The organism is Pseudomonas sp. NPDC090755 (assembly GCF_044769005.1).
Classification (GTDB): domain Bacteria; phylum Pseudomonadota; class Gammaproteobacteria; order Pseudomonadales; family Pseudomonadaceae; genus Aquipseudomonas.
On record NZ_JBIVXC010000008.1, the window covers coordinates 1 to 19664 of the forward strand.

General features: G+C 63.9%; 18 protein-coding genes. 9 read left to right on the forward strand and 9 right to left on the reverse strand.

The annotated features are described in order from the left end of the window. Nucleotides 1-362 precede the first annotated feature (362 nt). The 3 genes from ACIQUS_RS13720 to ACIQUS_RS13730 are packed head-to-tail and all read right to left on the reverse strand — an operon-like array spanning nt 363 to nt 1388. Complete coding sequence (locus ACIQUS_RS13720; RefSeq protein ID WP_403047778.1) at nt 363-689, reverse strand: hypothetical protein; 327 nt, start codon at nt 687-689, stop codon at nt 363-365. Further along, nucleotides 686-1063 (reverse strand): phage holin family protein, encoded by a 378-nt coding sequence (locus ACIQUS_RS13725; RefSeq protein ID WP_403047780.1) that lies wholly within the window; start codon nt 1061-1063, stop codon nt 686-688. The genes ACIQUS_RS13720 and ACIQUS_RS13725 overlap by 4 nt, the downstream gene beginning before the upstream one ends. 10 nt (nt 1064-1073) lie before the next feature. Beyond that, nucleotides 1074-1388, reverse strand: a complete 315-nt coding sequence (locus ACIQUS_RS13730) for a YqjD family protein (RefSeq protein WP_403047783.1) — start codon at nt 1386-1388, stop codon at nt 1074-1076. Nucleotides 1389-1686: 298 nt separating this feature from the next. On the opposite strand from ACIQUS_RS13730, the gene ACIQUS_RS13735 reads away from it, so the two are divergent. Beyond that, the gene (locus ACIQUS_RS13735) at nt 1687-2895 is read left to right on the forward strand and encodes an ammonium transporter (RefSeq protein WP_403047785.1); all 1209 of its coding nucleotides are present in this window, start codon (nt 1687-1689) and stop codon (nt 2893-2895) included. 9 nt (nt 2896-2904) lie between these two features. On the opposite strand, the gene ACIQUS_RS13740 is transcribed toward ACIQUS_RS13735, so the two are convergent. After that, nucleotides 2905-4863, reverse strand: a complete 1959-nt coding sequence (locus ACIQUS_RS13740) for a monovalent cation:proton antiporter-2 (CPA2) family protein (RefSeq protein WP_403047787.1) — start codon at nt 4861-4863, stop codon at nt 2905-2907. Between the two features lie 177 nt (nt 4864-5040). Between ACIQUS_RS13740 and ACIQUS_RS13745 the strand changes: the two genes are divergently transcribed. The 4 genes from ACIQUS_RS13745 (at nt 5041) to ACIQUS_RS13760 (ending at nt 7139) form a co-directional block, all read left to right on the forward strand. Further along, entirely contained in the window at nt 5041-5277 is a 237-nt protein-coding gene (locus tag ACIQUS_RS13745) for a glutaredoxin family protein (RefSeq protein ID WP_403047789.1), read from the forward strand. 90 nt (nt 5278-5367) lie between these two features. Next, on the forward strand, nt 5368-5799 hold the full coding sequence (locus ACIQUS_RS13750; protein WP_403047791.1) for a D-Ala-D-Ala carboxypeptidase family metallohydrolase: 432 nt from the start codon (nt 5368-5370) through the stop codon (nt 5797-5799). A 91-nt stretch (nt 5800-5890) separates the two neighbouring features. Beyond that, the gene (locus ACIQUS_RS13755; RefSeq protein WP_403047793.1) at nt 5891-6202 is read left to right on the forward strand and encodes a transcriptional regulator; all 312 of its coding nucleotides are present in this window, start codon (nt 5891-5893) and stop codon (nt 6200-6202) included. A 49-nt stretch (nt 6203-6251) separates the two neighbouring features. After that, on the forward strand, nt 6252-7139 hold the full coding sequence (locus tag ACIQUS_RS13760) for a pseudouridine synthase (RefSeq protein ID WP_403047795.1): 888 nt from the start codon (nt 6252-6254) through the stop codon (nt 7137-7139). Nucleotides 7140-7288: 149 nt separating this feature from the next. On the opposite strand, the gene ACIQUS_RS13765 is transcribed toward ACIQUS_RS13760, so the two are convergent. The 3 genes from ACIQUS_RS13765 to acnA form a co-directional block, all read right to left on the reverse strand. Continuing rightward, nucleotides 7289-8854: a methyl-accepting chemotaxis protein gene (locus tag ACIQUS_RS13765; protein ID WP_403047797.1), complete on the reverse strand. Its 1566-nt coding sequence runs from the start codon at nt 8852-8854 to the stop codon at nt 7289-7291. 76 nt (nt 8855-8930) lie between these two features. Further along, nucleotides 8931-9707, reverse strand: a complete 777-nt coding sequence (locus ACIQUS_RS13770; protein WP_403047799.1) for a CPBP family intramembrane glutamic endopeptidase — start codon at nt 9705-9707, stop codon at nt 8931-8933. 70 nt (nt 9708-9777) lie between these two features. After that, nucleotides 9778-12519 carry an aconitate hydratase AcnA gene (gene acnA / locus ACIQUS_RS13775; protein ID WP_403047801.1) on the reverse strand — a complete coding sequence of 914 codons (2742 nt, stop codon included), beginning with the start codon at nt 12517-12519 and terminating at the stop codon, nt 9778-9780. A 253-nt stretch (nt 12520-12772) separates the two neighbouring features. Here acnA and rlmM point away from each other — a divergent pair, with 253 nt between their 5' ends. Together rlmM and tusA are read left to right on the forward strand one after the other, a co-directional pair. Beyond that, a complete protein-coding gene (rlmM, locus tag ACIQUS_RS13780; protein ID WP_403047803.1) occupies nt 12773-13837 on the forward strand; it encodes a 23S rRNA (cytidine(2498)-2'-O)-methyltransferase RlmM in 1065 nt (354 codons plus the stop codon). 137 nt (nt 13838-13974) lie between these two features. Beyond that, nucleotides 13975-14217: a sulfurtransferase TusA gene (gene tusA, locus ACIQUS_RS13785; protein ID WP_403047805.1), complete on the forward strand. Its 243-nt coding sequence runs from the start codon at nt 13975-13977 to the stop codon at nt 14215-14217. Here the strand turns inward: tusA and ACIQUS_RS13790 are convergent. Continuing rightward, entirely contained in the window at nt 14214-15611 is a 1398-nt protein-coding gene (locus tag ACIQUS_RS13790; RefSeq protein WP_403047807.1) for an MATE family efflux transporter, read from the reverse strand. The genes tusA and ACIQUS_RS13790 overlap by 4 nt on opposite strands. Before the next feature lie 155 nt (nt 15612-15766). Here ACIQUS_RS13790 and pdxB point away from each other — a divergent pair, with 155 nt between their 5' ends. Then, complete coding sequence (gene pdxB / locus ACIQUS_RS13795) at nt 15767-16909, forward strand: 4-phosphoerythronate dehydrogenase PdxB (protein WP_403047809.1); 1143 nt, start codon at nt 15767-15769, stop codon at nt 16907-16909. Nucleotides 16910-16959: 50 nt separating this feature from the next. On the opposite strand, the gene ACIQUS_RS13800 is transcribed toward pdxB, so the two are convergent. Next, nucleotides 16960-17142 (reverse strand): PA1571 family protein, encoded by a 183-nt coding sequence (locus ACIQUS_RS13800; protein ID WP_403047811.1) that lies wholly within the window; start codon nt 17140-17142, stop codon nt 16960-16962. Nucleotides 17143-17355: 213 nt separating this feature from the next. Between ACIQUS_RS13800 and ACIQUS_RS13805 the strand changes: the two genes are divergently transcribed. Further along, nucleotides 17356-19128: an ABC transporter transmembrane domain-containing protein gene (locus tag ACIQUS_RS13805; RefSeq protein WP_403048042.1), complete on the forward strand. Its 1773-nt coding sequence runs from the start codon at nt 17356-17358 to the stop codon at nt 19126-19128. Nucleotides 19129-19664 lie beyond the last annotated feature (536 nt).

Below are 19664 nucleotides of genomic sequence, written 5' to 3' on the forward strand. Positions count from 1 at the left end.
TTCGGCGCGCCCCCGCGGGAGCAAGGGTGTAGCGAGGGTACCCGTAGCGAAGCGAAGGGCCGGATGCAGGGACACGGGTTTTGCCCACTTTTGCCTTCAAAAGTGGGTCGCCGTAAAGGGCGAAACCAGCCAGTGGCGCCACTGCAGGGAACGGATATGCCCATCGACTTCAGTGCCAGCGCTTTGGTCTGGCGCGTAGCGAGCTGATCCGTTCGCGGTGGTGACGCGAACTCACCGTTGCTTGTTTTACCTGACATGCTGAAGTCGCCAGCTTTTACGGTCGCTTCGCGACCGATCGCAGCCTGGCGGCAGCGGCTACACCATCAGGCAATCAAGACAGTTATTCCCACAATGGGCATCGCTTACTTCGCCTTATCTTTCATGAACAACCTGATCAACGGAACCAGACTGCTACCCAGGCGAATCATCCGGCTCAGGCTGCCATTTTTCGCACCTTTGCCCGTCAGGAATCCCAGCACCACCACCGCACCGATCCCCCACAAAGGCGCATGCTTGATCCCCAATCCACCCTGCAGGCTGCTACCCATGGCCCGCAAGCGCGTCAGGGGATTGAGCAGTTGCCCGGACTCATGACGGATCTCCTGCCGATGCAACTCCAGACGCAGGCGTACCAACGCCTTGCGCAATTCGCGCCGGTCATTGGTTTTCGGAAGTTCAGGCAGGCTCATGGCAACAGGCGCTCCCGGTCCTTGGCCAGTTCTTCCAGGGTCGAACTGAACGGTGACGATTCATCGTGCACAGCAGCCTTCAGGCGCAAGGCGCAGAACAGTGCCGCCACCCCATAGAACACGCACAGCCCGATCACCCCGGCCAGGCGATAGCTGTCCCACAGCAGCACCAACACCAGCGCCGACAGGGCGACCAGCAACAACAGGGCGAACACCAGGGCAAGGCCTGCGAACAGCAACAGGCTCAGGGTGCGCGCTTTCTGTTCCTGCAACTCGATGCCGAACAGTTCGACGTGACCATGCAGCAGCCCGAGCACCGCGGCGCCCAAGCGTTTGCTCGACGCACCGCTGGCGCCGATCGATTCACTTTCCATCGCCAGGACCTCAGCGCCGATTGGCCAGCAGACCGATCAGAAAACCAACCCCGGCGGCGATCCCGATCGATTGCCAGGGATTGCTCTGCACATAGTCTTCGGTAGCGGTCAGGGCCGCCTGGCCACGTTCACGCATCGAGTCCTGGGTCAGTTGCAGGGTTTCCCGGGCACGCAGCAGGCTGTCGTGGACCTGGCTGCGCATTTCGTCTGCCTGGTCACCTGCCAGGGTGGCGGTGTGCTCAAGCAACGTTTCGGTATCGCGTACCAGGGCCTGGAAGTCAGCCATCAATATTTCTTGAGCAGTCTTTGCCGATTTGCTGGCCATGGGGCTCTCCCTAAGGGTGTGTGGTTAATTCGAGTGACGGGTGCCAGCGAAGGTTCAGTGCAAATCGCTGGTACAGCTTTTGCTTTTCCCTGGTGCGCCGGGGCCGGTGCCTGCGCCGAATATGGGCGCGCGCGATTGCTGGTCCTGTAAACCTTAACCCAATCCACGACAAACCCAAGGAAAAACTCCAGTTATCAGCAGGATCGGCCAGGGAGGTGGCATAGCGATGATCCAGGCTGGTGCAAAAAGGAGTACCTGTGCGCTGTCCTGGTGCCATTTCGAAAGGCCTGCCGACTCCATGGATAATCTGCAAAGCGCGGTGGACACTCTGGTCCACGGCTCCAACACGCTGTTCATTCTGCTGGGCGCGGTCATGGTCCTGGCCATGCATGCCGGCTTCGCGTTCCTTGAAGTGGGCACCGTGCGCCACAAGAACCAGGTCAACGCCCTGTGCAAGATCCTCAGTGACTTTGCCGTCTCGACCCTGGCCTACTTCTTTGTCGGCTACTGGATCTCCTACGGTGTGAGTTTCCTGCAGCCGGCAGCGGTGCTGGCCAGCGACCATGGCTACAGCCTGGTGAAGTTCTTTTTCCTGCTGACCTTCGCCGCCGCGATTCCGGCGATCATTTCCGGGGGTATCGCCGAGCGGGCACGCTTTGCCCCGCAACTGTGCGCCACGGTGCTGATCGTGGCGTTTGTCTACCCGTTTTTCGAAGGCATTGTCTGGAACGGCAACCTGGGGATCCAGGCCTGGCTGCAGGCGCAGTTCGGTGCCGGCTTCCATGACTTTGCCGGCTCCGTGGTGGTGCACGCCATGGGCGGCTGGCTGGCCCTGGCCGCGGTGCTGTTGCTCGGCCCGCGCAATGGCCGCTACCGCGACGGCAAGCTGGTGGCGTTCGCCCCGTCCAACATCCCGTTCCTGGCCCTGGGGTCGTGGATCCTGATCGTCGGCTGGTTCGGCTTCAACGTCATGAGTGCCCAGACCCTGCAAGGGGTCAGCGGCCTGGTGGCGGTCAACTCGTTGATGGCCATGGTCGGCGGCACGGTGGCGGCCTTGCTGGTCGGTCGCAACGACCCGGGCTTTGTCCATAATGGTCCGCTGGCCGGGCTGGTGGCGGTGTGCGCCGGTTCCGACCTGATGCACCCGGTCGGCGCCCTGGCTACCGGTGCCATCGCCGGCGCCTTGTTCGTCTGGTGTTTTACCGCGGCGCAGAACGCCTGGAAGATCGATGATGTCCTGGGCGTGTGGCCATTGCATGGTGTGTGTGGTGTATGGGGTGGCATTGCCTGTGGAATCTTCGGCCAGACCGCCCTGGGCGGGCTGGGCGGTGTCAGCCTGATCGTTCAGCTGATCGGCAGCCTGGCGGGGGTGACGGTGGCATTGATCGGCGGCTTTGCCGTGTACGGCACGATCAAGGCGCTGCATGGCCTGCGCCTGAGTCAGGAGCAGGAGTACTACGGCGCCGACCTGTCGATCCACAAGATCGGCGCCACCAGCCAGGACTGACTGCGATGGTCAGCGCCCGGCGACCAGCCGTGCTTCGCAGGCATGCAGGGCCGACAGCGGGCCGCTGAGCAATACCGCGTCGCCGGCATGCAGGCAGGTGTCGGCGCTCACATCCAGCTCGGCACCGTCGCGTTGCACCGACTGCAGCTCGACACCCAGTTCTTCAAGGTCCAGGTCTGCCAGCGAGCGTCCGCAGGCGAAGGCCTCGGCGCCGAGGTTCACGGCATGCATCATGGCTTTGGGCTGGCCTTCGCTGTCCACTGGGCTGGTTTCGGCGCCCTGGTAGAAGGCCTGCAGCATGCGGTAACGGGTCTGGCGCACCTCGTCGATGCGTTGCTGCACCAGGTTCATGGGCAGGCCCAACATGACCAGGGCGTGGGAGGCGAGCATCAGGCTCGACTCCAGCAGCTCCGGCACCACGGCGCTGGCGCCGGCGGCGAGCAGCCCTTCGCGCTGGCTGTCGTCGCGGGTGCGTACCAGGATCTGGATCCGGGTGTGGCGCTCGCGCGCGGCCTTGAGTACGTCCCGGGCGATATCCGTCCCGTCGACGGCAATCACCAGCAGGCGCGCGCGCTCAAGGCCGACGGCGCTGAGCAGCTCGCCCCGGCGCGAGTCGCCGTAATGCACGCAGCTTTCGCCGGCGGCGGCTTCCTGGACACGTACGGGGTCATCGTCCAGGGCAACGAACGGAATGTCTTCGCGGCGCAGGAAGCGCCCGATCGACTGACCCACCCGTCCATAGCCACAGATCACCACATGACCATCGAGCGAGGCGCTCTGGGCTTCGATGGCTTCCAGCTGGACTTCCTGGTTGGGCTTGCGGTGCAGGCGTAAGGCAATCCCGGGGGCGGCGCGCAGCAGCAGCGGGGTGACCAGCATCGAGCAGAACGTGGCTGCCAGCAGGAGGTTGCCGATGGCCTCGGGCAATAGATGGGTTTGTTGCATCTGGGCCATCAGGGCAAAACAGAACTCGCCCCCCTGGGCCAGGGCCAGGCCGCTGCGCCAAGCCGTCTCGGCGTCGCTGCCGCGCACCCGGACCAGGGCCGCGACCACGCAACCCTTGACCACCAGCAGGCCCAGGGTGAGGGCGAGAATTTCCAGGCCGTGGCTGGCAAACAGCTGCAAATCGATGAGCATGCCGATACTGACGAAGAACAGGCCCAGCAGGATGTCGCGAAACGGGCGGATATCCGCTTCGATCTGGTGGCGGTAGTTGCTTTCACCCAGCAACATGCCGGCCAGGAACGCGCCCAATGCCGGCGACAGGCCCAGCAAGTGGGTCAGCCAGGCGGTCAGCAGGACGATCACCAGCGCCAGCAACACAAACAGCTCCGCCGAGTGGGAACTGGCCACTTCATGGAACAGGCGCGGCAGCAACCAGCGGCTGGCCAGCAGCAGGCCGACGAAGAGGATCACGGTCTTGCCCAGGGTCAGCGGCAGGGCCCAGTACCAGGCCTGGCCGCTTTCACCGGCAAACACCGGGACCAGGGTCAGCAGCAGCACTGCGACCACGTCCTGGAACAGCAATACGCCGATGGCGTTCTGCCCATGGCTGCTGAAGATTTCACCCAGGCTGGTCAACTCCTTGCTGACGATTGCCGTGGACGACAGCGCAAGCCCGGCACCGAGCAGCAGGGCGGCATTGGCCGGCATGCCCAGCAGGGCCAGCAGCCCGGCCAGCAGGATGGCCGAGCAGATCACCTGCAGACTGCCCAGGCCAAACACCACATTGCGCAGGGCGAGCATTTTCGACAGGGAGAATTCCAGCCCCAGGGAAAACAGCAAGAACACCACACCCATTTCCGCAAGGTCCGGTAGCTCTTCGCTTTCGTTTACCCAGTTGAGGGCCGTCGGCCCGACAAACAGGCCGACACACAGATAGCCCAGCACGGGCGGCAGCTTCAGACGCCGGAAGAGGGCGATGACGACCAGCGACGAGGCCAGGATGATCAGCAGGTTGGCAAACACAACGTACTCCATGTAGGAAAACTGCAGAAAACCAGCAAGTTTGAACGATAGCTGCTGTGTGAGTGCTGACCAGGATCAGAAGACAGGCAGGGCCGGGCAACTTTTTTCCCGCGCTCGACGGCCTCGGACAGCAGACCTAGAATAATGGTCCCCTGTGACTGTTGCCGGTACCCGTCGATGCTTCCTGAATGCCAATTGTTCGGCACCCTGGGTTGCCACTTGTGTGAAGTGGCCGAAGCCGTGTTGATGCCCTTTGTCGAGCATGGCCTGATGGTCGAGCTGGTCGATATTGCCGATGACGAGGCACTTGTACAGCGCTACCAACTGATCATCCCTGTGCTGCGTCGCTGTGATACCAGGGCGGAACTGAATTGGCCGTTCGATGCCGAGCAAGTGGTGGCGTTCCTGCGTTGAGCGGATAGGCCTGCGCATGATTTCCTGATGTGGCGGCGGTCCATGGGCATGGACAATCCCGGGTTCCTGTAATCATGCCAAGGATGGACCATGTACCTGACCGAACACTTCACCCTGTCCGAAATGACCGTGTCGGAGAGCGCCGCGCGCCTGGGTATCGACAACACCCCGGATGCCGCCGCCCTGGCCAATCTCCATCGCCTGTGCACCGTGTTGGAAAGCGTGCGCCTGTTGGTCGACAAACCGGTGCTGGTCAGCAGCGGTTATCGTAGCCGCGCGTTGAACAGTGCCATCGGCGGTTCGCTCGAGAGTGCCCATATCCAGGGGCTGGCGGCGGACATCAATGTACCGGGATTGTCAGCCGCCACCTTGGCGCAACGTGTGGCCGACAGCCCGTTGAGGTTCGATCAGTTGATTCTCGAGTACGACCAATGGGTGCACCTGGGCCTGTCCACGACCGGTGAGCGGCGACAACTGCTGACCATCCGCAGGGGGTCGGGCTACCTTCCCGGGCTGGTCTGACAGCGCTGTTGGATTGACGTGTCCGGTCACTCTGAATATGCTGTATATAAATACAGTATGTGAGGCAGGGTTTGCCTCAAGGGTGCGGAACATGGTCAACGTCGAACAACTGAAGTACAGCGTCAATCGAATGTCCACCGACAGGGTGAGCGAGGCGGTGCTCGAGTTGCGTCTCGATGGCCTGGTGCTGGAGGGCAAGACACCCTTCAGCAAGCTGCACTTCAACACCTGCTTCGCCGAGATCGAAGCCTTGTTCCAGCGTGCCGGTTATCACCGGCCGCTGGATGTGGTGGGCTACCAGGGCTTGATTTATGCCTTGTACGATCCCGGTCGTTGGGAGGCCGTGGACGTGCTGCGCTGGCTCAAGGAGTTCACCGAAGCCGCCGCAAGCCGGGCTGGCTGAGGCGCGGAGCTTGGGGGATAATGCCGGGTTTACTCCTCAGAGCGTTCCCATGGCCCTTGCCCCTTTCAACCCGGCCCAGCATCAAGCCAGTACTGTTTGCCTGCCGCACGGCAACTGGGCGACCGTGCTCGACTGTTTGAGCGAGCATTTCAAGGCCATCGGGCGTGAGCAATGGCTTGATCGGATCGTCCGGGGGCGGGTGCTGGATGCCCAGGGCCAGCCGATCAGCGCGACGCTGGCGTACAAGCCGGGATTGCGCATCCACTATTTTCGTGAAGTCCCCAACGAGAAGCCGATTCCGTTCCAAGAGCAGATCCTGCATATCGACGAGCACCTGGTGGTGGCCGACAAGCCACATTTCTTGCCGGTGACGCCGACGGGGGAGTATGTCGAGCACACCTTGTTGCGCCGGCTGATTCGCCGTCTCGACAACCCGCATCTGGTACCCCTGCATCGCATCGACCGACACACCGCTGGGCTGGTGCTGTTTTCCGCCAACCCCAGGAGCCGCTCGGCCTATCAGTCGCTGTTCCCCAACCGCCAGATCGACAAGCGTTACCAGGCCATTGCCTGGGCATTGCCGCAGCTCGAGTTTCCATTGGTGCACAAGAGCCGCATGGTTCACGGCGAGCCGTTCTTTCGCATGCATGAAGTGGAAGGGGCGAGCAACAGCGAAACCCTGGCCGAGGTGCTGGAGAAAAATGGCGAGCTCTGGCGCTATGGCCTGTCGCCGGTGACCGGCAAGACCCACCAGTTGCGGGTGCACATGACCGCGTTGGGCGCGAGCATTTGCAACGATCCCTTCTATCCACAAGTGGTGGAAGACGCGGATGACTACAGCAAACCCTTGAAGCTGCTGGCGCACAGCTTGCGCTTCAAGGATCCGCTCGATGGTCGGGAGCGTTACTTCGAAAGCAGCCTGACCCTCGACTGGTAGTCGGAAGGAGCGACTGTCCTTGTGGGGGGGCGGCAGCGCCGGCGATGGGGCCCGTACAACCCGTACATCAGGCGAGGCCTTGAATGCGACCGCTTCGCGGTCGATCGCAGGCTTCGCCGGCTCCCACAAAGGCAACGCCCCCACATTGCTCAGCGGTTGAAACGCTCCACCAGCGAGTACTGGCTGGTCGCGGTGCGGGTCAGCTCTTCACTGAGCAACGCCGAATGCTGTGCCTGTTCGGACGTCTGGTCGGCCAGCTGGGCGATGGTGCTGATGTTGCGGCTGATCTCGTCGGCCACCGCGGTCTGTTCCTCGGTGGCGGCCGCGATCTGGGTGGCCATGTCGGTGATATTGGCCACCGCTTCACTGATACCGACCAGCGCCTGGTCAGCTTCCATCACCCGTGCCACACCTTCCTCAGCCTGGCGATGGCCGGTCTCCATGGTCTGCACGGCATTGCTGGCGGTCTGCTGCAGCTTGGCGATCAGGCTGTGGATCTGACCGGTCGATTCGCTGGTGCGCTGGGCCAACTGGCGCACTTCGTCGGCCACCACGGCAAAGCCGCGGCCCATCTCGCCGGCACGCGCCGCTTCGATGGCTGCGTTGAGGGCCAGCAGGTTGGTCTGGTCGGCGATGCCTTTGATCACATCGACCACGCCACCGATTTCATCGCTGTCGCGAGCCAGCTGGGTGACGGTCAGCCCGGTTTCGCCCACCGCTGCCGACAGCCGCTGGATCGCTTCGCGGGTCTCGCCGGCGATATCGCGGCCTCGACCGGTCAGGCGGTTGGCTTCCTGTGTGGCGTCAGCGGTGCGCTGTACGTGGTTGGCCACTTCCTGGGTGGTGGCGGCCATCTGGTTGACCGCGGCGGCGACCTGTTCGGTCTCGACACGCTGGCGCTCCAGCCCCGAGGAGCTGTTGTGGGCCAGGGTGTCGGACTGCCGGGCCTGGTCGTTGAGGTGTTCGGCGGTGTCCTGCAGGCGGGTGAGGCAAGTCTTCATCCGCGCGTCCTGGCTGAGCATGGCCATTTCCAGGCGCGCCTGGACACCTCGGCTGTCGGTGTACATTTGTGCGATCAGCGGGTCGGAGGTGCTTTGTTCGGCCAGGCGCAGCAGGCGCTTGAGGCCGCGCTGTTGCCAGCTAAGGCCGAGCAGTCCCAGCGGTACCGACAGGCCGGCGGCCAGGGCGAAGCCCCAGGAATGACCGAGCCAGTTGCCGATCAGAAAGCCCATCTGGCTGATCAGGATGAACGGCAGCCAGTCCTGTACCACCGGCAGCCACTTGTCGCGCCGCGGAATGGCCGACTTGCCCTGGTTGATGCGCTGGTACAGGGCCTCGGCCCGACGGATCTGCTCGGCGGTTGGCTTGACCCGCACCGATTCGAAGCCCACCACCTGGTTGTTCTCGAACACCGGCGTGACATAGGCGTTGACCCAGTAATGGTCACCGCTCTTGCAGCGGTTCTTGACGATTCCCATCCACGGCAGGCCCTGCTTGAGCGTGGCCCACATGTGCGCAAACACCGCGGGGGGGACATCCGGATGGCGCACCAGGTTATGCGGGGCGCGCATCAGTTCCTCGCGGGAAAAACCGCTGATCTCGACGAAGGCATCGTTGCAATAGGTGATGACACCCTTGGTATCGGTGGTCGAGATCAAACGTTGTTGAGCAGGAAAAGTCCGTTCGCGCTGGGTAATCGGCTGGTTATTACGCATGAGCTGTTCAATCCGCAAGGCTTTGAGGGGTTATCGGCAGCGTGGGGTTTTTGTTGAACGATTATTTAACGACGGCTTACCCCGGAACGAGCATGGGGTAGGTAAAGCTGGTGAAGTGCACCAGGTTCAGGCCGAAATGGCACAACACGGCCGCGAACAGGCCGCCAAAACGATAGGCCAGGCCGTAGCCGATGCCGGCCAGGGTCGCCAGAGCGAACCACTGCCAACCTGCGCCCAGGTGGGCAAGGCCGAACAGGGTGGCTGCCAGCAGCAGCGCCAGGTGCTTGTTGTTGGTCAGACGTTCGAGCCCGCCCTGGATATAGCCGCGAAACAGCAACTCTTCGGTGAGGCTGACCAGCAACAGGTTGTTCAGCGTCCAGAGCCAGGCCTGCTCCGGCCACTTGGGGGCCCAGACGATCATCCCCATCAGCCAGGCGCCGCCCAGGCAAGCGGCTATGACGCCTGGCAGGGCCAAGGCCGTGCCTGCAACCAGGCGCTTGCCGCCCAGCGTCAGCACCCAGGGGCAGGCCAGCATCAGCCAGAAGCCGATCAATGGTTTGTCCAGGTTCAGGTACAGGGAAAAGGGCAGGGCACCGTCGCTGAGGACGGTTTTATCAATCACTTTGGCGCCGTGGAAACCCGGCAGCCAGTGCAGCGCCAGGGCCAGGGCCAGCAGCACGAACAGCCCGTGACCGAAGCCTTGCTGCCAGCGGCCGGGGCGATTGACCAGAAGCCCCGCGCAGAGCAGGGCAATCAGGCTGGGCAGTACCAGCAGGCCAAGGCTGCCATGGATGAGCGCAACGCTGTAGCCAAGGCCCAGCAGGGCCAGTCCAATCCATTGGGACACCAACATGGAAAATCCTTCAGCAGTGAAAACCTGAAGCCTACGACTTCCCAAGCGGTGTCCGAGACACGCGGATTGCTCAGGCTGCGATCAATTGTCGCAAGACATAATGCAGGATTCCGCCCGACTTGAAGTATTCCACTTCATTGAGGGTGTCGATCCGGCACAGCACTTCGATCAGCGCCTGGCTGCCATCCTGGCGACTGATCTTGAGCGTCAATGGCATGTGCGGCGTGATGCGTGCCTTGCTCAGGCCCAGGATGTCGATGCGCTCGCTGCCGTCCAGGGCCAGGGTCTTGCGGGTCTGCCCGGCCGTGAACTGCAGTGGCAGCACGCCCATGCCCACCAGGTTGGAGCGGTGGATGCGCTCGAAGCTTTCCGCCAGCACCGCCTTGATGCCCAACAGGTTGGTGCCCTTGGCTGCCCAGTCGCGGCTGGAGCCGGTGCCGTATTCCTGGCCCGCGATCACCACCAGTGGCGTGCGGTCGGCCTGGTAGCGCATGGCGGCGTCGTAGATCGCCATTTTCTCGCCAGTAGGCGCATACAAGGTATTGCCGCCTTCCTCGCCACCGAGCATTTCGTTGCGGATGCGGATATTGGCGAAGGTGCCGCGCATCATCACTTCATGGTTGCCCCGGCGCGAGCCGTAGGAGTTGAAGTCGCGCGGTTCCACGCCCTTGTCTCGCAGGTAGCGGCCGGCCGGGCTGTCGGCCTTGATGTTGCCGGCCGGGGAAATGTGGTCGGTGGTCACCGAGTCACCGAGCAGGGCCAGCACCCGGGCGCCGTGAATGTCGTCGATGACCGGTAGCGGACCGGTGATGTCGTCGAAGAAAGGCGGATGCTGGATGTAGGTCGAATCGTCCTGCCAGACATAGGTGGCTGCCTGGGGTACAGCGATCGCTTGCCACTGGGCGTCTCCGGCGAAGACCTCGGCGTATTCCTTGTGGAACATCGCGGTATCGACGCTGGCAACGGCCGCGGCGATTTCCTGCTGGCTCGGCCAGATGTCCCGCAGGTACACCGGCTGGCCGTCGTTGCCGGTGCCCAGTGGCTCGCAGGCCAGGTCCAGGCGCACGCTGCCGGCCAGGGCATAGGCCACCACCAGCGGCGGCGAGGCCAGCCAGTTGGTCTTCACCAGCGGATGCACCCGGCCTTCGAAGTTGCGGTTGCCCGACAATACCGAGGCAACCGTCAGGTCGGCACCGGTAATGGCCTTCTCGATCGCGTCGTCCAGCGGCCCGGAGTTGCCAATGCACGTTGTGCAGCCATAGCCGACCAGGTCGAAGCCCAGGTCGTTCAGGTAGGGGGTCAGGCCTGCCGCCTGGTAGTAATCGGTCACCACCTTGGAGCCGGGTGCCAGCGAACTCTTGACCCAGGGTTTGCGCTTGAGGCCCTTCTCAACGGCCTTTTTCGCCACAAGGCCGGCGGCCATCATCACGCTGGGGTTGGAGGTGTTGGTGCAGGAGGTAATGGCGGCAATCACCACGGCGCCGTCGCGCAGCAGATGTTGCTGGCCCTCATGCTCGTAGCTGACTTCGCCGGCCTGATCGGGATTGCCCACGGCGACCCCGCCACCGCCCTCGCTCTCCAGGCGACCGACTTCCTTGCTCGAAACGCGTAGTTGCAGGCCGAGGAAGGTATCGAAGGCCTGGCTGACCTGAGACAGGGCGACCCGGTCCTGCGGGCGCTTGGGCCCGGCCAGGCTCGCTTCGACCTCGTGCAGGTCCAGGGCCAGGGTGTCAGTGAACAGCGGCTCCTGGCCGGGCAGGCGCCACAGGCCCTGTGCCTTGCAATAGGCTTCGACCAGCTGCACCGTCGCTTCCGGTCGGCCCGACAGGCGCAGGTAGTCCAGGGTCACCTGGTCGACCGGGAAGAAACCGCAGGTGGCGCCGTATTCCGGCGCCATGTTGGCGATGGTCGCACGGTCGGCAAGCGGCAGGTCGGCCAGGCCGTCGCCGTAGAACTCGACGAACTTGCCCACCACACCTTTCTTGCGCAGCATCTGGGTGACCGTCAGCACCAGGTCGGTGGCGGTGATGCCTTCGCGCAGCTTGCCGGTCAGCTTGAAGCCGATGACTTCCGGAATCAGCATCGAAACCGGCTGGCCGAGCATGGCGGCTTCCGCCTCGATGCCGCCAACGCCCCAGCCGAGCACACCCAGGCCGTTGATCATGGTGGTGTGCGAGTCGGTGCCCACCAGGGTGTCGGGGAAGGCATAGGTGCGGCCGTCTTCGTCGCGGGTCCACACCGTGCGGCCGAGGTACTCCAGGTTGACCTGGTGGCAGATGCCGGTGCCCGGCGGCACCACGCTGAAATTGTCGAAGGCATTCTGGCCCCAGCGCAGGAAGGCATAGCGCTCGCCATTGCGCTGCATCTCGATGTCGACGTTCTCGGCGAAGGCCTGCGCATTGGCATAGCGGTCGACCATCACCGAATGGTCGATCACCAGGTCCACCGGCGACAGCGGGTTGATCCGCTGCGGATCACCGCCCGCCCTGGCCATGGCCGCACGCATGGCGGCCAGGTCGACCACCGCCGGCACGCCGGTGAAATCCTGCATCAGCACCCGCGCCGGGCGGTACTGGATCTCGCGCTCGGAGCTGCGCGCCTTGAGCCAGTCGGCCAGGGCTTTGATATCGTCGCGGGTGACGGTCTTGCCGTCTTCCCAGCGCAGCAGGTTCTCCAGCAGCACCTTCAGCGACATGGGCAGACGCTGCAGGTCGCCCAGGCTTGTGGCGGCTTCACCAAGGCTGAAGTAATGATAGGAACGGTCGGCGACCGTCAGGGTCTTGAGGGTTTTCAGGCTGTCGAGCGAGGGCATACCAACTCCTTCTGCGTCGGTGAACGGCAATCTTCCCTGCTGTCGCCGGTTCACCGCCTCTGTGACGGTCCGCACGGCACGGACCCTGGCTGAATGGTCAGGTTAGTCCCGATTGGCGCGCCTGACCAAGTACTGGACCGGCGGGGCATGTCACCGGTTTCGAACTTCCTTTATCATTCGCCGATTTACCGGCGCAGTGCATTGCGCCCGGTCAGGGTTGGCGTGATTGGCCGCCAACCGTCCTGGAGTGAAGATGAATACCCTGTTTATGCATTGCCGGCCCGGTTTCGAGAGCGAAGTCTGTGCCGAGATCGCCGAGCATGCCGCCCGCCTGAATGTCGCCGGCTATGCCAAGGCCAAGCCGCAGAGTGCCTGCGCCGAATTCATCTGCAACGACGCCGAAGGCGCCGAACGGCTGATGCGTGAGCTGCGCTTTGCCCAGTTGATCTTCCCGCGCCAGTGGGCGCGCGGCAGTTTCATCGAACTGCCGGAAACCGACCGCATCAGCGTGCTGCTTGAGCACCTGGCCGATTACCCGGTGTGCGGCAACCTCTGGCTGGAAGTGATGGACACCAACGAGGGCAAGGAGCTTTCCACCTTCTGCCGCAAGTTCGAAGTGCCGTTGCGCAAGGCGCTGGTCAAGGCCGGACGGCTGGTCGAGGAGGGCGCCAGGCCGCGTCTGTTGCTGACTTTCGTCAGTGGTCGGCGGGTGTTCGCAGGCCTGGCCGATGCCGACAACTCAGCAATGTGGCCGATGGGCATCCCGCGCCTGAAGTTCCCCCGCGAGGCACCGAGCCGCTCGACCCTGAAGCTGGAAGAGGCCTGGCACCATTTCATTCCCCGGGACCAGTGGGATGCGCGGCTGTCCGACGACATGACCGGCGTTGACCTGGGGGCCGCGCCTGGGGGCTGGACCTATCAACTGGTCAAGCGCGGGATGCTGGTCACCGCCATCGACAATGGCCCCATGGCCGAGAGCCTGATGGACACCGGCCTGGTCCAGCACCTGATGGCCGACGGTTTTACCTACAAGCCCCGGCAGACGGTGGACTGGATGGTCTGCGATATCGTCGAGAAGCCAGCACGCAGCGCTGCCTTGCTGGAGACCTGGCTGGGCGAGGGGCTGTGCCGCGAGGCGGTGGTCAACCTCAAACTGCCGATGAAGCAGCGCTATGCCGAGGTGCGGCGCTTGCTCGAGCGCATTGAAGAGGGTTTCAAGGCGCGCAAGGTCAAGGTCTCGATTGGCTGCAAGCAGCTGTATCACGATCGTGAAGAGGTGACGTGTCACCTGCGGCGCCTGGACCTGAAACCGCGTTGAATCTATCGCCGGCTTTGCCGGCTCCCACAGGGATGGGTATCACTCTTGTGGGAGCCGGCAAAGCCGGCGATGAGGCCCTCAAGGATGACGAGCGAGCCCCCTTGCGCGACAATAGCTGATTGTTTCCGGAGTTCTACATGACCGATTTCACCCCAGACGCCATCCTCGACGCCACCGGCCTGAACTGCCCGGAGCCGGTGATGATGCTGCACCAGCACGTGCGCGACCTGGCCGCCGGCGGCCTGCTCAAGGTGATCGCCACCGACCCGTCGACCCGCCGCGATATCCCCAAGTTCTGCGTATTCCTCGGCCATGAGCTGGTCCAGCAACAGGAAGATGCCGGCACCTACCTGTACTGGATCCGCAAGAAAACCGACTAAGCGCGCTCAGCCCGGCGAATGTGCCGGGCGCTGCTGCGCGCCAGGCGGATCGACAGCATCAGCGCCGCACAGGTCAGGCCGGCAATCAGGCCTTCCCACAGGCCGTTGGGCCCGCTGGCCGGGCCGAAGTGGTCGGTCAGGCCGAGCAGATAGCCCACCGGCAGGCCGATCCCCCAATAGGCGAACAGGGTCAGGATCATGGTCACCCGCGTGTCCTGGTAGCCGCGCAGCGCGCCTGCGGCAATCACCTGGATCGCATCGGAGAACTGGTACAGCGCGGCATACACGATCAACATCGCAGCAATCTGGATCACCGCGGTGTCCGGGGTGTAGATCGAGGCGATCGGTTCGCGCAGCAACAGGATGAACCCTGCCGAGAAACAGGCGAACACCAGCGCCGCACCCAGGCCGACCAGTGCGGCGAAGCGGGCCTGGCGTGGCTGGCCGGCGCCGACCGCCTGGCCGACCCGCACCGTTACGGCCATCCCCAGCGAATAGGGAATCATGAACAGCAGCGAGCTGATGTTCAGGGCGATCTGGTGCCCGGCCACCACGGTCGGGCCGAGGCTGCCGATCAGCAGGGCGATCACGGCGAAGATGCTCGATTCGGCGAATACCGCGATACCGATGGGCAGGCCGATGCCCATCAGGCGCTTGATCACCGCCCACTGCGGACGCTCGAAGCGCACCAGCACCCGGCTGTTCTCATAGGCCGGGGCCCAGCGGGTCCAGGCGGCCATGCCCAGGGCCATGAACCACATGACGATGCCACTGGCCCAGCCACAACCGACGCCGCCCAGGGCCGGCAGGCCGAAGTGGCCGTAGATCAACACGTAGTTCAGCGGGATGTTCAGCAACAGGCCGAGCAGGCCGATGACCATGCTCGGTCGAGTGCGACCCAGGCCATCGCTGTAGCAGCGCAGCACATAGTAGAGGGCGATACCGGGGAAGCCGAAGGCGATGCCCTGCAGGTAACCCATGCTCGGTGCGACCAGTTGCGCATCGACCTTCATCACCTGCAACACCGGCTCGGCGCAAAGCAGCAGGGCGCTGCCGATCAGGCCGACGCCCAGGGCCAGCCACAGGGCCTGGCGCACCAACGGGCCGATCTCGGCATGCTGGCCGGCGCCGAAGCGCTGGGCGACCTTGGGCGTGGTGGCCAGCAGGATGCCGGTCATCAGCAGGAACAGCGGAATCCAGATCGAGTTGCCCAGGGCCACGGCCGCCAGGTCACGCGGGCTGACCCGCCCGGCCATCACGGCATCGACAAAGCCCATGGCGGTGGTGGCCAGCTGCGCGATGATGATGGGCGTGGCCAGCCACAACAGGCTGCGCAGCTCGGTGCGAATACGGGCGGGCCGGGAGAGGGGGAGCGGAAGGGTGTCGGCGGTCATGGGTGTCACAAGGCAGGCGTCCACAGGAAAAGTGCGCGGAACAGACCAGTATACGCCTTGACGCATCGGTCAGGAAACAAACCGGGCAGGTGTGTGCCTCGCTGGATTCGCCCCCGGCAAGGGCCTACACTGCGGTCCCCTGATAGGAGAGCGCCATGCTGATTGTTGCCGACGAGAATATTCCGCTGCTCGATGCTTTCTTTGCCGGATTCGGCGAGATCCGCCGCTATCCCGGGCGCGCCATCGACGCGGCCTGTGTCAGGGATGCCGACGTTCTGCTGGTGCGCTCGGTGACCCGGGTCGACCGGGCGCTGCTCGAAGGCAGCAAGGTGCGCTTCGTCGGCACGTGCACCATCGGTACCGATCACCTGGCCCTGGACTACTTCGCCGAAGCCGGGATCCAGTGGTCCAGTGCGCCGGGCTGCAACGCGCGCGGCGTGGTCGACTATGTGCTGGGCAGCCTGCTGACCCTGGCCGAGCTGGATGGTGCCGAGCTGTCCCAGCGTACCTATGGCGTGGTTGGCGCGGGCGAAGTCGGCGGGCGCCTGGTCGAGGTGCTGCGTGGGCTGGGCTGGAAGGTGCTGGTCTGTGACCCACCACGCCAGGCCCGTGAAGGCGGGGACTATGTCGGCCTGCAGCGGATTCTCGACGAGTGCGATGTGATCAGCCTGCATACTCCGTTGAGCCGTGAGGGTGAGCACGCCACCTGGCACCTGCTGGGTGATGCGCAACTGGCGCGCCTGCGCCCGGGGGCGTGGTTGATCAACGCCAGCCGCGGGCCGGTGATCGACAACAGGGCGCTGCGCGATGCGTTGCTCGAGCGCGAGGATGTCCTGGCGGTGCTGGACGTCTGGGAGTCCGAACCCCAGGTGGACCTGGAACTGGCCGACCTCTGCGTGCTGGCGACCCCGCACATCGCCGGCTACAGCCTGGACGGCAAGCAGCGCGGCACCGCGCAGATCTACCAGGCGTTCTGTGCCTGGCGCAGCGAGCCGGCACTGGTGCAACTGGCCGACCTGTTGCCGCAACCCTGGCTGGCCGACATCGGTCTGCAGGCTGAAACCGACCCGGCCTGGGCCCTGGCGACCCTGTGCCGGGCGGTCTACGACCCGCGCCGCGACGATGCCGATTTCCGCCGCAGCTTGAGCAGTGATGTGCAGGCGCAGAAGGCCGCCTTCGATGCCTTGCGCAAGCACTACCCACACCGTCGCGAGATCGAAGGGCTGGCCGTGCGCCTGCATGGCGACGCACCGCAGCTGGCGCAGATGGTCAGGGCACTGGGTGGCGTGCTGGTTTGATGCAGGCAATAAAAACCCGGCCTGGTGCCGGGTTGATGAATTCGGGTGGTTCAGGCTTTCTTGGTCGGTTCTGCCCGGCTTTTTTCCAGCTTCTCGCAAGCTTTCTGGATCATGTCCTCGGTGATCGGGACCTCCTGACCATCCGGACCGATGATCGAGCCGCACACCGGCACCTTGGGCGCCTCGGATTTTGGCGCAGTTGCTTGCTCAGTTTTCCCTTGCTGCAAGCTCATTTCCTGTCTCCTCATCAGGTTGCCAGCTAAGACTAGGTGCGTTGGGTGACCGGCGTGTGACAGCGCGGGGCTGGCCACTCCACGACCTTGTTCAAGTCCAACAGAAAGCAGGGTAAAGCTCCAGTGGTACTTTAGACCAAAACGGTCTATCAGCCATCGGCGCGGACCTTAAAGGTGTAGGCTGAATCAAAACCACGGAGCTTCGGTTTGTTCATGTTCAACCGCTTTTCTGTCCGCCAACGCCAGGCCATGCGCCTGGGCTGGCGCTTTATCCGGCCCTATCGCAAGCAGGTGATGCTGGCGCTGCTGGCGCTGGTAGTGACTGCCGGCATTACCCTGTCCATGGGCCAGGGCATCCGCATGCTGGTCGACCAGGGCTTCATGACCGGCTCGCCGCAGTTGCTCAACCAGTCCATCGGCGTGTTCCTGGCGCTGGTAGTGGCGCTGGCCATCGGCACCTTCAGCCGCTTCTACCTGGTGTCGTGGATCGGCGAGCGCTGCGTGGCCGATATCCGCCAGCAGGTATTCGATCACCTGATCTACCTGCACCCGGGCTTCTTCGAGAGCAATCGCAGCTCGGAGATCCAGTCGCGCCTGACCGCCGACACCACGTTGCTGCAATCGGTGATCGGCTCGTCGCTGTCGCTGTTCCTGCGCAACGTTTTGATGGTGCTGGGCGGTATCGTGCTGTTGTTCGTCACCAACCCCAAGCTCACCAGCATTGTGGTGCTGGCCCTGCCGCTGGTGCTGGCGCCGATCCTGATCTTCGGTCGGCGAGTGCGCAGCCTGTCGCGCCAGAGCCAGGACCGTATCGCCGACGTCGGCAGCTATGTGGCCGAGACCCTGGGGCAGATCAAGACCGTACAGGCTTACAACCACCAGGGCAGCGATCAGCAGCGCTTCGCCGAGACCGTGGAGGCGGCGTTCAGCGTGGCCCGCAAACGGATCCGCCAGCGTGCCTGGCTGATCACCCTGGTGATCGTGCTGGTGCTCGGCGCCGTGGGCGTGATGCTCTGGGTCGGTGGCATGGATGTGATCGCCGGGCGGATTTCCGCCGGCGAGCTGGCAGCCTTCGTGTTCTACAGCCTGATCGTCGGCAGTGCCTTTGGCACCGTCAGCGAGGTGATCGGCGAGTTGCAACGGGCCGCCGGGGCGGCGGAGCGAATCGCCGAGTTGCTGGCCGCGCGCAGTGAGATCGCCGCGCCTGTCCAGGGGCTGGAACGCTCGGCGCCGCGGGTCAGTGGGCGGATCGAGTTGCAGGCGGTGCGCTTTGCCTACCCCTCGCGGCCTGAGCCTGCCGCCATCGATGGCTTGAGCCTGACGGTTGAGCCCGGGGAAACCCTGGCCCTGGTCGGGCCGTCGGGGGCGGGCAAGTCGACCCTGTTCGACCTGCTGCTGCGATTCTACGATCCGCAGCAAGGCCGCATCCTGCTCGACGGCCAGGCACTGAACTGCCTCGATCCGCTGGACCTGCGCCGGCACTTCGCCCTGGTGGCGCAGAACCCGGCACTGTTCTACGGCACGGTGGAGGAGAACATTCGCTATGGCCGGGCCGATGCGACCATGGTCCAGGTCGAAGCCGCCGCGCGCAGCGCCCACGCCCACGATTTCATCCAGCAACTGCCCAAGGGCTACCAGACCCACCTTGGCGATGCCGGCCTGGGCCTTTCCGGCGGCCAGCGGCAACGCCTGGCGATTGCCCGGGCGCTGCTGGTGGATGCGCCGATCTTGCTGCTGGACGAAGCCACCAGCGCCCTCGATGCCCAGAGCGAGTACCTGATCCAGCAGGCGCTGCCGACTCTGATGAGCGGGCGCACCACCTTGGTGATCGCCCATCGGCTGGCGACGGTGCAGCACGCCGATCGCATCGCGGTGGTCGACCAGGGGCGCCTGGTGGCGATTGGTACCCATCGTCAGCTGCTCGCCGAGAGCCCGTTGTATGCACGCCTGGCGGCGTTGCAATTCAACACCGTTACGGATTTGTGACAGCGTTCCGCGAGTTGTCACATTTCTGTAGCAATCCCCTGAGACTATCTAGTCCAGCTGTTGCGTAACGCTCGAACCTGGCTGCTATCAATCGATGGCAGCTTTTTTTTGGCTCTCATTCCTTGTTTCTGGATTCCTTCCGATGTTGCGTAAATCCCTGAGAATGCAAATTCTCGCGCTGCTGGCTGGCAGTCTGTCGGCCATGTTGATCATCGCGCTTGTCTGCTTTCAACTGCTGTCGTCCAGTGTCCGTGGCTATGGCCAGTTGATCGATGGGCCGCTGCAGGCCTCGCAGTTGATCGACGAAGCCAACCTGCAGTTCAAGGTCCAGGTCCAGGAGTGGAAGAATGTGCTGTTGCGCGGCAAGCAACCGGCCGAGCTGGACAAGTACTGGCAGCAGTTTCTCGCCCGTGAGCAGCAGGTACAGGGCATTCTCGAGCAGTTGATCGAACACAGCGAAGCGCCGCTCAAGGCGCGCGCCGAACAGCTTAAGGAAAGCCACCGCCAGTTGGGCCAGGCCTATGCCCAGGGTCGTC